Origin of the sequence: Saccharothrix sp. ALI-22-I (assembly GCF_001984175.1) — a bacterium.
GTDB lineage: Bacteria > Actinomycetota > Actinomycetes > Mycobacteriales > Pseudonocardiaceae > Actinosynnema.
This window is the reverse complement of record NZ_MTQP01000066.1, coordinates 360961-373490: the sequence shown is the minus strand read 5'-3', so window position 1 is coordinate 373490 and position 12530 is coordinate 360961. Positions and strand designations below refer to the sequence as shown.

Below are 12530 nucleotides of genomic sequence, written 5' to 3'. Positions count from 1 at the left end.
TCGCGCCCAACTGTCCATAGTGGACAAAAGGGGTTGCTCTGATCGCTCAGGCGGCGGCGGCCGCGCGTGCGGCGGTCACGAAGTCGCGCATGAGGCCGTGGTCCTTCACGCCGCGGGCGGACTCGATGCCGCTGGACACGTCCACGCCCCACGGTCGTGCTTCGGTGACGGCCGCGGCGACGTTGTCCACGCTGAGGCCGCCGGCGAGCAGCCACTGACCCTGAGGGCGGGTGGACGCGAGTGTGCCGAGGTCCCAGCGTTCGCCGGAGCCCGCGACGGGTGAGTCGAGCAGCAGCATCCGCTCGCCGTAGGCGCCGACCCGCACATCGGTGTCCGGGGTCAACGTGACGGCACGCACCAGCGGAATCCCGGACGTCGACACGTCGTCGAACGCCGACTTCGGGTAGTCGCCGTGCAGTTGGACCGCCCCGATGCCGGACTCCTCCGCGAGCCTGCGGACCTCCGACGCGTCCACCTCGCGGAACACCCCGATGGCGAGGACGTGAGGCGGCACCTCCCGCACGAGCCGCCGCGCGGTGTCGAGATCGATCTGTCGCACGCTCTCGCTCAACACGAACCCGACGGCATCCGCTCCCGCGTCCACGGCGGCGATCACGTCGGCTTCGGTACGCAGTCCGCACAACTTCACATACACGGCGCGACGTTAGCATCACGGACCGGCGGTCACCTCCACGGCGAACCTGCCCGCGGCCCGAAACCGTATCGCCGGACCGGCTCTACCCGGCCGCGCACGGATCTGCCGGAGTAATCGCTCCGTCTTTCGAAATGCCTCACGGCGGGCCGTTCGTGGAGAACGGCCCGCCGTCGTGACGAAATCATTTCATGGCCTATCTAGGGTCGAGCTTTCGTGGTGAACCCGGAATGGGTCGATCACGGCCGTTGCCTCGACCGGGCGGGGTATCGGCTATGCGGCGGAGACCGTGAACTGGTAGAGCTTGGTCACCTGGTTGGGCTTGAGCGTGCAGTTGGACGTGAAGGTGCCCAGGCCGGTCGTCGTGCCGTCGGCCCTGCGCGGGGTGAGCGTGGTGCTGAAGTTGCCGACGGTGATGGTCGTCGTGCCCGCCTTGGTGAAGGTGGCGGGCGGCGTGCCGCCGGTCGCGATCGTGTCGAAGGTGCCGGACGACGGCACGTTCGTCTTCGCGACGGTCAGGTTCGCCACGACGTCCACCGGGGTCCCGGCGTTGTCGAAGCGCGTCTGCGACGTCGCCGTGCCCTCCACGGTCTTCGCGCCGACCAGTGACAACCCCAAGGTCGCGTTGGCGGGCACGGTCGCCGTCGCGGTCACCTTCGAGGCGGGGATCGGCCGGCCCACCACGGCGGTGTCGGGCAGGTCGGCGACGACGATCTTCACGCTCATGTCCTGCGTGCCGATCAACGGGAACGGGCAGCTGTAGACGAGCGTCAACGACGCCGTGGCCGCCTGGGCCACGCCCGCACCGACGAACACGACCGCGCCGGCGACGGCTCCCACCGCGAGTCCACCGATGAGCCTCCGCGACATGGAATTGAGTTTCAGCATGGAAATCTCCTCGTTGAGATCGCATGGAAACGCGGTCACGGCGGCCTGACCGCTTGGGTCTACCCGTCGGTAATGTAACGTCGGATCAGCCACTCGGCAAGTATTTACGGCGTATTAACTATACTTTCGGTGGTCACGATAAAATGGTTGTATGCATTTGTCATGAGAGTGACAAAAACTCCCCGGAGGTCAGCGGCCGAGGGCGTCGTGACGCGATTGCCCGATCGGTTCCTCGTCCTGCTGTGACGGCGTGGGGGCAGGTTTCGGGCGCGTTCGAGCACGGGCGAGTTCGAGGACGGCCGCGTCACCCGGGTCGGCGCGGCGAAGGGGTCTCCCGACTCCCGCTGGTCCGACTCCCGCTGGTCCGGCTCAGCTCGCGGCCGGGGGACCGTGACCGGGCTCGGTTCGAAGGAGGCGAGCATCTGCTCCAACGCGGCCTGGTCCGGGCCGACGAAGGCGTTCGCCGAGGGCGCCTCGGCCAGCGTCCGCAGGAGTTCCTCCGTGCGGTTCACCGCGGCCGGCAGGTGGCTGCTGAAGACGAGGTCCGGGTTCATGGCGTGCAGCGGCGCGACCGTGTCCAGGAAGAGGTTCCGGTCGACCGAGTGCACCCACGGGCTGTCCACCGTGGCCCACAGCAGCTGCCCGCTGCGCAGGTCGGCGGACGGCACGGCGCCGACGTTCTCGGCGACGGCCAGCTCGGCGGTGGGCATGGCCGCGCCGAAGCAGTCGGAGCTGAACAGGGCGCCGCTGCCGTGGTCGTAGAACCCGACGGTCGCGGGGGCTGTCGAACAGCGGCGGGCGCAGGGCGGTGAGGCGCCGGTCGCCCACGTCGACGGACTGCCCCGGGTTGAGCAGGTACACCCGGTTGAGCGGCAGCGGCCGTTCGGTGGACATGATGCCCGCACCGATGAAGGTGGTGATCACCCGCGCTTTCGGAGCGGCGGTGAGCAGTCGAACAGGCCGCCCGTGTGGTCGCGGTCGGGGTGGGTGAGCCAGATCCACTCGACGTCGGCGGGGTCGATGACCGCGCTGATCGTGTCCACGAAACGGCGGTCGGGCAGGCTCAGACCGGTGTCGACGACGACCGGTTGCTCCGCGTGCAGGACGAAGGCGTCGACCGGGAGGAACCCGATTCCGGGCACCTCGGCGTGATCCGCGATGACGCTGATGTCGCGTCGAACTCTGTTGATGTTCATCGGGCGTCCAATCCCGAGGGTTTGTGGGTCATCGAGGGTATGCCGCCCCCCCGCCCGGAGCGCCGGGCGAGCCGGCGCTGCTTCGGCGCTGGTCACACCTGGTGCGCGCCGGGCCTGCCCGATTCGACGACGAACGAACCGAAGACCGACTCCGGCGCGTCACGGCGGCTGACGGTCGAGACGGTCCTGAGGTCGGCCCGCATCCGCGCACCGTCCACCTGGCAGCGGACGTAGCCGCGGCGGTCGCCGTCGAAGAACTTGATGTGGGGGTTGTACTTGATCATCGGGCCGTAATAGGGCCCGTACACCTCGCCGTCCCCGTTGGACGAGATCGACGTGCCGACGAACTCGGTGCCGACCACCGGTGAGGAGGGCCGGTCGAAGTCCCGGTGGATGTCGTTGACGAAGGTCGAGTGCCAGTCCCCGGTGATCACGACCGGATTGTCGACCCGGTGCCGGACCCAGGCGTCGGTCAGCCGGTTGCGGGCGGCCGGGTAGCCGTCCCAGGCGTCGTGCCACAACCGGTCACCGGCAGCGCCGTCGTGGTCCAGCCGACCGAGCATCACGTTGCTGCCCAGGATGTTCCACCGCGCGCTTGACGCGGCCAGCCCGTCGAAGAGCCACTTCTCCTGCGGGAAGCCGAGCATCGTCACCTCCGGGTCGTAGCCGCCCGTGCACGCGTCGGCCTCGCCCCAGCCGCACGGCGGGACACTGCGGTACTGCCTGCCGTCGACGATGTCCAGCTGGGCGAGCCTGCCCCAGTGCAGGCGCCGGTAGATCCGGGCCCCGCCGAACGCCGCCGCGCGAACGGGCTGGTGTTCGTACCACGCCTGGTACGCCGCCGCCCGCAACGCGGTGATGTCGCCCGCGTGCTCCTGGCGCGTGCCCGCGTAGTCGTTCTTGACCTCGTGGTCGTCCCACGTGACGGCCCACGGGAAACGGGCGTGGGCCAGTTGGAGGTCCGGATCGCTCTTGTAGAGCGCGTACTGCATCCGCCAGCGTTCCAGATCCTGTGGTGCCGACCGCAACACATCCGGTGTGCCGGTCTTCCGGTATCCACCGTCCGCGGGGATGCCGCCCTCGTAGACGTAGTCACCCAGGTGCACCACGAGATCGAGGTCGTCGCCGGCCATGTGCTGGTACGACGGGTAGTAGCCGCTCGCCCAGTCCTGGCAGGAGGCGAACGCGAAGGCCAACGAGCCCCCGTCGGTGCCGGGAGCGGGCGCGGTGCGCGTGCGGCCGACCGGTGACACCTCGCCGCGGTACCGGAAGCGGTAGAACCACTCCCGGTTCGGTGCCAGACCGTTGACCTCGACGTGCACGGAATGCGCCAACTCCGGGACCGCCCACGCGATGCCACCGGTGGTGATCCGGCGGAAGCTCTCGTCCTTGGCGACCTGCCACTCCACCGGCACCTTCGTGCGCGGCATGCCCCCGCCCGGCTCGAACGGCTCCGGGACGAGCCGCGTCCACAGCACGGCACCCGTCGCGGTCGGATCTCCGCTGGCGACGCCGAGCCGGAACGGGTAGTTCCCGCCGCCGACCCGCGGTGCCGCGGCCGCGTGGTCGGCAGGCACCTGGGACAGCGCGGCTGCCCCGGCCACAGTGGAAAGCGCGGCGAGGAACTGCCGCCTACCGATGGAGGTGGTCACGGCGCAATGTCTAACCTGCGCCAGTGGACAACAGGCAAGCGTCAGATGAACAAGTGTCGTGAGGACTGGAAGTCCATCCGGACCGCGAGCGAGCCAGCCTCTGTCCACAATGGAGACATGCCTGGCCCGCGCGCCTGACCACGGCTGTGCGCGGATCACATCGCGTTCCACCGGGAGAACGCGTCCTGAAGGTGATCTGGGCCTTTCGGGGCCGGACGCCGTGAGATGAGGGGGTGGTCTCGTCCGGTCTGAGGGGAGACCACGTCCTTGCTGTCACGGCTGCGCCGAGACCCGGTGGAGTGTGCCTGTTCGCGTCGGGGAACGTTCACCACTCGGCGGCGCACTCGGCCAGGTCGACCGCCAGAACGACGAGCGCCGCGGCGGTGAGGGCAACGGGAGGTCTCCAGGGATGTCCTCATCAGTGTGCGGGTCGGCCGTGGCCACCGGACGACGCCCGGACCGCTCGGTGCTCGCCGCCGTCGGCGATCACCTACGCCCGCGCGCACAGCACGGAACCGTACAACCGACTGCCTGACCGCAGGGGGCTTCGGCCCGATTGGCGGGCGCGCGCCCAGCTCATGCGTCACTGGTCGGCAGGGACATTGCGGCCGACCGCACTCGGCGCTACGCCACGGGGTTCAGCGCGTTCTACAGCGTGGAGCCGCTGGAACGTCCGGAGATCGCCTCACTGGGCTCGGCGGCGTGCGCGGAGGACGAAGAAGATCGCGACTGCTGCCGCGAGAGCACCGATCACGGCGGCAATGGGGATGCCGCTGTCGTCGGAGGAAGCCGTCCGCGATACGGCGACTGCTTGGTCGGTGGTCGTCGGCGGCACTGGGCTGGGAGTTGACGGAGAGGTGGCGGAAACCTGGGCGGACACTCGGCTGGTGGTGGTGGGCTGGGCCGGTGGGGCGGCTGCCACTGCGGCGGCGGCGAAGTCCACGTCCGCACACGAGTAGTAGGTGTCCGGAGTGTCGGTGTTCTGCCAGATCGTGTAGATCAGGTGCCTGCCGGTCTTCCCCGCCGGCAGCCGTCCCTGGAAGGCGTACGAGCCGTCGCCGAACGCGGGGTCGGTGGCGGTGGCGAACGGCTCGGTCTCCAGAGCCGACCACGTCAACGGCTTGGTCGGCGCGTAGCCGTCCTTCGTGACGTAGAGCCGGAACGTGCCCTTGTGCGGGATGGTGCCCCGGTAGGTGAACGTCATGGCGGTACCTGGCGTCAGCCGGGTGGAAGGCCAGTCGGCGCGGGGCAGGTCCAGGCCGGTGAACTTCGCCTGTCCCGCGCTGCACAGCTTTCCGTCGGGGATGACCTGACGGTCCCGGCCGCGCACGTCGGCGACCCTGATGTTGTCCCACTCGGCGGAGAGTTGCCGCCCCGCCGCGAGAGCGGCCCGACAGGCCGGTGCCGCCGCCTGCCGGCCTTCGGGTCCGCAGGCGGCAGCACGGCTCACCGGGTTGGTCGGAGCACCGTGGGCGTCCGCGGGCAAGGCGGGCAGGAACACGAAAAGGAGCACGGCCACGATCGCCACAGCCGCCCGCGCCAACACCCGCCACACAACCATCCTGCCGCCTCCCTCGTGCGTGCACCCTGGTGGCGGATACGGAGATGATCTTGGATACGTTCACCGCGCGGCCTGCTCCGCCTTACGACGTGAAGCGGAGGTAGTACCCGTCGGGGTCGTGGAGGCGGAAGTCGGTCAGTCCCCACGGGCGGAGCTGGAAGGGTCAGGGCGAGGTGGTCTTCGCGGCGGGAGGTCACGGTGAACCCGGGACGCGCGTGTACAAGTCCGCGCACGCACCTACCGCTGCATCCACCCGGAGCTGTAGGCACGCCGCTCGTGCCGTATCCCGAAGAGCAGGTGCTGTTCGAGGCCGCTGAGGAGGGTGCCCCTCAGGCGGACGCCGGGGCGAGGGCGAACCGTTGGGCGAACGCGGACAGCTGGTCGCGTTGCTCGGCGGGTTCGGTGGAGGTGGCGCTCACGACGATGCGGGTCACGCCTTGCTCGCCGAGTGCCTCGACCTGATCGGTGGACATGTCGATGGAGCCCCATCGGGTGTACTCCAGTGAATCCGCGCTCCGACCGGCGTCGGTCGCGGTCGAGCGGGCGAGGTCGATCTCAGGCAGTCGAGCGGATCGGCGTAGGGCAGCGACGGCGGGAGTTCCATCAACCCGATCTTCGCGCCGGGGTACAACGCGATGTGCTCCGGCAGGTACAGCGCCTCGAAGCCGCAGTCCTCGGCGTGCTGCGCGTAGGCCGTGATCTTGTCGGGGTCAACGCCGAAGTAGGGCGTGCTGTAGCCGACCGCGAAATTCATCGTCATTGCGCCGACGCTAAACCTTGACGCGACGTCAAGGCAATATCGTGGTCTGGGAACACGAGACGGACAGTTGCCGGGAATTGGCCGAAGACCTGCGTGGATTCCTGGAGTAGGCACTGGCGTCGGGCGGAGAGGACCGGTACGTCGAGGAAAAATGCCGCAACGACGCCGATGTGCGAACGCGTGTCGGTCGCTTGCGAGAGGTTTTCGCAACTTTTCGACAATCATTGACAACTCGGCGGAGTCGGACGAACACTGTGCGCATCGGCAGACCCTGAACCCCTGTCGATCCGGGTCACCGCCCCTGGCCGCCGGCAGTCGTCGGGGCCATATCACGCTGCGTGGCCCTCGCTAACCTCAACGAGGAGGAAGCATGCACATGGACGACAACGTCCCCGCACACCCGGTCAGCCGCAGGACGTTCATCGGTGGCGCGGGTGCCTTGGCGCTCACGTCCGCGATCGTGCTGCCCGGCACCGCCCATGCGCAGACCGTCACCACGAATCAAACCGGCACCCACAACGGGTTCTACTACTCGTTCTGGACCGACGCCGGTGGGACGGTCTCCATGACCATGGGGTCCGGTGGCCAGTACAGCACGTCATGGCGAAACACCGGGAATTTCGTGTGCGGTAAGGGCTGGAGCAACGGCAGCCGCAGGACCGTGAACTACTCGGGCAGCTTCAACCCGTCCGGCAACGGGTACCTGTGCCTCTACGGCTGGACGTCGAACCCGCTCGTGGAGTACTACATCGTCGACAACTGGGGAACCTACCGGCCCACGGGAACGTACAAGGGCGCGGTCACCACTGACGGCGGTACGTACGACATCTACCAGACGATGCGGTACAACGCCCCTTCCGTCGAAGGCAACAAAACGTTCCCCCAATTCTGGAGCGTCCGGCAGTCGAAGAAGACCGGTGGAACCATCACCACCGGCAACCACTTCGACGCGTGGCGCCGGGTCGGCATGAACCTGGGCAACTTCAGCTACTACATGATCATGGCGACAGAGGGCTACCAGAGCAGCGGGAACTCGAACATCACGGTGCGCTGACGCGGCGAACCCCCGAAACACCGCACCGGTGGCGCGGCGGCCCGTGGTCGCCGCGCCACCGCTGGCGTAGGTGGTGCCATCAGACCGTCAGACCGTCGGGACGGGGACGACGGCCTTCAGCGCATCGGAGATCAGGTCCAGCGCCGGTCGCGGCGAGGTCGGCAGCAGTGCGGCCAGGTCGTCGCCGGGGGATTCCAGCAGGCCCGCGCCGATGTTGGCGAACAGCGAGAGCGTGTGCGACACCTGGTACGGCTCAAGTCCGGCCAGTGCTTCGCGGGCCTGGGTCAGTGACACCGGCTGGTACGTCACCGGGCGTCCGAGGACCTCGGCGAGCGCACCGGCGATGTCCTCGCCTCCGACGGCGGTCGTGCCCGCCAGTTCGTACGTGCACCCGGCGTGGCGGCTGCGCCGGCCGGCGGCCAGGTCGGACTGCGTCTCCACCGCGACGCGGGCCGTGATGTCGGCGAGGTCTTCCCTCGCCACGACCGCTACCCGGCCGTGGCCCAGGGGTGCGGTGAACAGGCCGGTGGCGGCCGCGGATTCGGCGGAACTCGTCGCCAGCCCGGCCGGGATCTCCGCGTACAGCCCGTTGCGCAGCACGGTGACGTCGAACGGGGCTTCGGCCAGACGGGCTTCGGTCCACCGGTGCGCCAGCGCGATGCTCAGCTGATCGCCCGAACCGGCCAGGCTGGTGTAGATCACGTGCCGGACTCCCGCCGTGGCGGCCGCGTCGACGACCGCGCCGTGCCGGGCCAGCACCACGTCGTCCTCGGCGTAGCCGGCCGAGACGAACACCAGCACCCGCACGTCGGTGAAACCGTCGACGAGCGTGGTCGGGTCGTCGAAGTCGATCCGTCGGGCGGCGGCCGTGGCCGCACGCGTGCCCGCCACCACGTCGAGGTCGGCGACGGCGTTGAGCCGGTCGAGGACCAGGCCACCGAGCGCGCCCGACACACCGGTCACCAGAATCATGGAGTACCCCTCACTGTGGTTGGGTCGGATGACCATACGATCGTGATCACAGGTCCAGCCGGTAAGGAGGCACTACCGTGTCCGTCGCGCACACCGCGGTAACCCCGCAGGTCAGCGGTACCGAGCCGGTCGGTCCGTGTGGCGAGGACGACTGCGGTATCCGGGATGTCCTCGATCGCATCGGCGACAAGTGGACCGTGCTGGTCATCGTGGAGTTGGCCAAGGGCGTTCGCCGTTACCGCGAGTTGCAACGGGCGATTCCCGGTATCTCGCAGCGGATGCTCACCGTGACCACGCGTCGCCTGTGCCGCGACGGCCTGGTCGAGCGGACGGTCTACCCGACCATCCCGCCACAGGTCGAGTACCGGCTCACCGACGTCGGCCGCAGCCTCGCGACGACGATCTCCGGCCTCGCCGACTGGTCACGCGACCACAAGGACACCATGGCCGCGGCCCGACAGCGGTGGGATGCCGAGCATCCCGGTGAAGCCGGCCACTGAGTCTTTCCGAGTAACCGTGCGTGGCGTTGCCTGATCAACTCTCGTCACGGTGGGCATACGCCGTCGAGGACGCGATCCCGTTGTCCCTGGCCAACCTCGACATCCGGGTGTCGTCGAGGAATCACCTTCACACAGAGGTTGAATGGTCAGGGTTACCGCGGTTCCGGGTCGAAGGCGAGGCCGGCAGCTCGGACACCCCTGGAAGTGCGGATAACCCGCACGCTGAGCCGTTCCAGCGGCCGGAGACTGCGGCGAGCGGTGTCAACTCTCATCGACATTCGGCGGTCGGTTGATCGACAAGTGCTGCCGAAACTCGTCAACAAACTGACTACGTGTTCGATCCACAATTGATCGGACTTGGTGCGCTGAGGGAGACATTCCGCCGCGTGGCGGGCCGATGCGGGTCGAGTGGAGTGGGGGCTCGAAAGGCGCGGGAGGTCACCTACGAGCCGGGCTTTGTCGTGGTCTACGACTGGCACGGCAGTTGTCGGGCATGGGAGCCGGATGGTGCGGAGATGTTCGCCGGCGGCTACTTTCGTCGGCTCGGTGGTCTTCGCGGCCGAGGTTGTTGAGTATTTATTTCACGGTTGACGGCCTGGCGCAATTGAACATGATATCGGCCCCGGGGCCGGTGGTGGAAAGTGTTTTCGCGCTGGAATAATTCGGCAGGCACGGCAGCGCGATCCGCCACGGCTGCCGCACTGGCGAGCCGGTCGTCGGAAGCTCCTCCGGTGTGCTGTTGGCCATGCGCCCGAACGGGTGGGTGAAGCGCTCCGGGATCGGTGGAGACTCCCGCGAGGCCGCCCGACGGGACCTGGTCGCCTGCCTCCCCTAGTCCGTCCCGTGTGGACGCAATCCGACGGTTCGGCTGGCCGTGCGGTGGGTAGGCGCGCGATGCTGGACGCGATGGCAGTCCAGCGGGATCCGAGCGGCTCTGCGCTGGCCGACCTCGTCGCCCGGCAGCGCGACGAGATCGACCGGCTGAGAGCGGCTGCGCGCAGGCAGGCCGTGGTCGAACAGGCCAAGGGGATGCTCGCCGAGCGACTGTCGTGCCGTCCCGACGAGGCGTTCGAGGACATGGTGCGGCTCGCCCAGGCGACGGGCAGCGACCTGGCCGCCATCGCGGCGGCCGTGCTCGGCGTGCCGGCGCCGCCGCCCGGCCCGCGCCACGTGCCCGCCGACGGCCCCTTCTACCAGACCCGCGGCGACCAGACCCGCGGCGAGCGGCGGGCCGACACCCCGAAGCCCTCACCGGCCCCGGTGGGCGACCGCACGCCGCAGCCGGTGGCGCTGGCCGCGATCGGCACCGCGGCCGACCCCGATGAGCTGGCCGAACTCCTCCGTGAGCACGTCGGCTGCGACGGTGTGCTGATCTACCTGGTGGAACCCGACGGCGGGATGCGGCTGGAGGCCGCGGCGAACGTGCCCACGAAGGTGCGGCTGGAGTGGCAGCGGGTGCCGTTGCAGCTCATGACGGGCATCCTCACCTCGGTGCGCAGCGGCCTGCCGCACTGGCTGCCCGACCGGGAGGAGGCCCGTCGGCGGTACGTCCTGATCGGCGACCCCGACACGGAGTGGTGCTCGCGTGCCTGGCTCCCGTTCCGGGACCAGACGCGCGTCACCGGTGTCATCGGGCTGTTCTGGAACGAGAACCACGACTTCTCGTCCGAGGAGCAGTGGGAGCTGGAGGTGCTCGCACGAGCCGCGGGATTCACGCTCATGGAGCTGCTGAGCACCGGAGGCCCCGGGCAGAGCCGCAACTGGACCCTCTGGGCCCAGCACCTGCTGGACGTGCTGCCCGGCTCGGTGACGCTGCAAGGCGCGGTCCACGACGAGAACGGGGAGGTGGTGGACTTCCGGTTCGAGGCCGCCAGCCCCGACGCGGTCGACTTCGGCGGCCGCCGGTACCGGCAACTGGTCGGGCAGAGCATCCTCGCCAGCTACCCGACGATCGCGGGGACCGAACTGTGGGCGGCGTACCACCGCGTGCTGCGCACCGGGGTCCGGGAGGTCGTCAGCATATTCGACTACGAGGAGGTCAGCCCCGGTCTGCCGCAGCGCGGCCGGTTCACGGTGACCATCGGCAAGTTCGGCGACGGCCTGATCGTGGCCTGGCACGAGCACGAGGACCCGTTGCAGCTGGAGCGGCTGCGCAGCGTCCAGCGCCTGGGCAACATCGGCTGGGGCGAGTGGAACCTGGTGACCAACGAGATCGACTGGTCCGAGCAGCTCTACGTGATCTTCGACCGCGACCCGGCACTCGGCCCCATGTCGTTGGAGGAGATCCAGGCGTCCGTCGTGGACGAGGACCTGCCGATCCTCCAGAACGCCGTGCGGCGGATGCTGGAGGATGGCGAGCGCACCGACTCCGAGCTGCGCCTGTGGGCCGGTGAGCAGGTCCGGTTCACCCGGTTCATCGGCGAGCCGGTGCTGGACGTGCAGGGCCAGGCCATCCGGCTGGACGTGGTGTTGCAGGACGTGACCGCGACGCGGCGGGCCGAGAAGCGGATGTTCGACCTCAGCGAGCAGTTCGCGCAGGAGCACCAAGTGGCCAACCAGTTGCGTTCCGCCGTGCTGCCGTTGCCGAGCCAGCCGCTGGAGCTGCCGGGGATGCGGGTGGCGGTGCGGTACCTGGCCGCCGAGCAGTGGGCGGAGGTCGGCGGCGACTGGTACCACGCGTTCCCGATCGACGACGGCAGCACGCTGCTCGCGATCGGCGACGCGGCGGGCCACGGCCTGGCGACCGCGGCGGCGATGGCGAAGCTGCGGTACGCGCTCACCGGGGCCGCGCTCACCAACCCCGACCCGGCCGGTGTGCTCGACGTGCTCAACCGGATGCTGACCGGGGGAGACGACGTCACGCTGGCCTCGGCGCTGGTCGGCAGGTACGAGCCGACGACCCGCAGGCTGTCGTGGGCGCAGGCCGGGCACCCCGCGCCGCTGCTGCTGCGGTCGCACGAGGTGCACCGGCTCGACCGGCCCTCGGGGCCCATCCTGGGTGCCATACCGGGGGCGGTGTACGCGACGGCGCGCACGGTCCTGGCACCCGGTGACACGCTGCTGCTGTTCACCGACGGCCTGATCGAGCGCCGACCGTCCAGCAGCGACGGCGGTGACGACCTGGAACGCCTGGTGGAGGAGATCCGCGGGTTCATCGAGGACCTCGACCCGGCGAAGATGCCGGGGGCGCTGACCTCGCGCCTGGTCCCCGCCACCCCGCTGGACGACACGTGCATCGTGGCCGCCACCATCAGCGCGTGACCGTCGCCGACATCGGTCAAGGCCGGGAAAGTGG

At 69.2% G+C, this 12530-nt stretch carries 11 protein-coding genes; 3 read left to right on the top strand and 8 right to left on the bottom strand.

The genetic code is table 11. The features are described from left to right. Positions 1–46: 46 nt before the first annotated feature. The 7 genes from ALI22I_RS30200 to ALI22I_RS30175 all read right to left on the bottom strand — a co-directional run bounded on the left by ALI22I_RS30200 (position 47) and on the right by ALI22I_RS30175 (position 6709). Entirely contained in the window at positions 47–655 is a 609-nt protein-coding gene (locus ALI22I_RS30200) for a phosphoribosylanthranilate isomerase (RefSeq protein WP_077008923.1), read from the bottom strand. Between the two features lie 270 nt (positions 656–925). After that, on the bottom strand, positions 926–1540 hold the full coding sequence (locus tag ALI22I_RS30195; protein ID WP_083752128.1) for a DUF6801 domain-containing protein: 615 nt from the start codon (positions 1538–1540) through the stop codon (positions 926–928). Between the two features lie 104 nt (positions 1541–1644). Beyond that, positions 1645–2250: a hypothetical protein gene (locus ALI22I_RS54020; protein WP_238598647.1), complete on the bottom strand. Its 606-nt coding sequence runs from the start codon at positions 2248–2250 to the stop codon at positions 1645–1647. Between the two features lie 210 nt (positions 2251–2460). Further along, complete coding sequence (locus ALI22I_RS54015) at positions 2461–2736, bottom strand: MBL fold metallo-hydrolase (RefSeq protein ID WP_238598646.1); 276 nt, start codon at positions 2734–2736, stop codon at positions 2461–2463. 92 nt (positions 2737–2828) lie between these two features. Then, positions 2829–4388: an alkaline phosphatase D family protein gene (locus ALI22I_RS30185; protein ID WP_143532509.1), complete on the bottom strand. Its 1560-nt coding sequence runs from the start codon at positions 4386–4388 to the stop codon at positions 2829–2831. Positions 4389–5073: 685 nt separating this feature from the next. Continuing rightward, a complete protein-coding gene (locus ALI22I_RS30180) occupies positions 5074–5949 on the bottom strand; it encodes a lytic polysaccharide monooxygenase auxiliary activity family 9 protein (protein ID WP_077008922.1) in 876 nt (291 codons plus the stop codon). A gap of 430 nt (positions 5950–6379) precedes the next feature. Continuing rightward, the gene (locus ALI22I_RS30175) at positions 6380–6709 is read right to left on the bottom strand and encodes a hypothetical protein (RefSeq protein WP_077008921.1); all 330 of its coding nucleotides are present in this window, start codon (positions 6707–6709) and stop codon (positions 6380–6382) included. Between the two features lie 370 nt (positions 6710–7079). Here ALI22I_RS30175 and ALI22I_RS30170 point away from each other — a divergent pair, with 370 nt between their 5' ends. Next, complete coding sequence (locus tag ALI22I_RS30170) at positions 7080–7763, top strand: glycoside hydrolase family 11 protein (RefSeq protein WP_238598645.1); 684 nt, start codon at positions 7080–7082, stop codon at positions 7761–7763. A gap of 87 nt (positions 7764–7850) precedes the next feature. Here the strand turns inward: ALI22I_RS30170 and ALI22I_RS30165 are convergent, their stop codons facing one another. Next, entirely contained in the window at positions 7851–8735 is an 885-nt protein-coding gene (locus tag ALI22I_RS30165; RefSeq protein WP_077009316.1) for an NmrA family NAD(P)-binding protein, read from the bottom strand. Between the two features lie 77 nt (positions 8736–8812). Here ALI22I_RS30165 and ALI22I_RS30160 point away from each other — a divergent pair, with 77 nt between their 5' ends. Together ALI22I_RS30160 and ALI22I_RS30155 are read left to right on the top strand one after the other, a co-directional pair. After that, positions 8813–9235: a winged helix-turn-helix transcriptional regulator gene (locus tag ALI22I_RS30160; RefSeq protein WP_077008920.1), complete on the top strand. Its 423-nt coding sequence runs from the start codon at positions 8813–8815 to the stop codon at positions 9233–9235. A 906-nt stretch (positions 9236–10141) separates the two neighbouring features. Further along, positions 10142–12496 (top strand): SpoIIE family protein phosphatase, encoded by a 2355-nt coding sequence (locus ALI22I_RS30155; RefSeq protein ID WP_179118418.1) that lies wholly within the window; start codon positions 10142–10144, stop codon positions 12494–12496. Positions 12497–12530: the final 34 nt, after the last annotated feature.

Bases quoted from the DNA above. Each gene is read 5' to 3' on its own strand.
- ALI22I_RS30195 (WP_083752128.1), bottom strand. From the start codon at position 1,540: ATGCTGAAACTCAATTCCATGTCGCGGAGGCTCATCGGTGGACTCGCG.
- ALI22I_RS54020 (WP_238598647.1), bottom strand. From the start codon at position 2,250: ATGCCCACCGCCGAGCTGGCCGTCGCCGAGAACGTCGGCGCCGTGCCG.
- ALI22I_RS54015 (WP_238598646.1), bottom strand. From the start codon at position 2,736: ATGAACATCAACAGAGTTCGACGCGACATCAGCGTCATCGCGGATCAC.
- ALI22I_RS30180 (WP_077008922.1), bottom strand. From the start codon at position 5,949: ATGGTTGTGTGGCGGGTGTTGGCGCGGGCGGCTGTGGCGATCGTGGCC.
- ALI22I_RS30175 (WP_077008921.1), bottom strand. From the start codon at position 6,709: ATGACGATGAATTTCGCGGTCGGCTACAGCACGCCCTACTTCGGCGTT.
- ALI22I_RS30170 (WP_238598645.1), top strand. From the start codon at position 7,080: ATGCACATGGACGACAACGTCCCCGCACACCCGGTCAGCCGCAGGACG.
- ALI22I_RS30165 (WP_077009316.1), bottom strand. From the start codon at position 8,735: ATGATTCTGGTGACCGGTGTGTCGGGCGCGCTCGGTGGCCTGGTCCTC.
- ALI22I_RS30155 (WP_179118418.1), top strand. From the start codon at position 10,142: ATGGCAGTCCAGCGGGATCCGAGCGGCTCTGCGCTGGCCGACCTCGTC.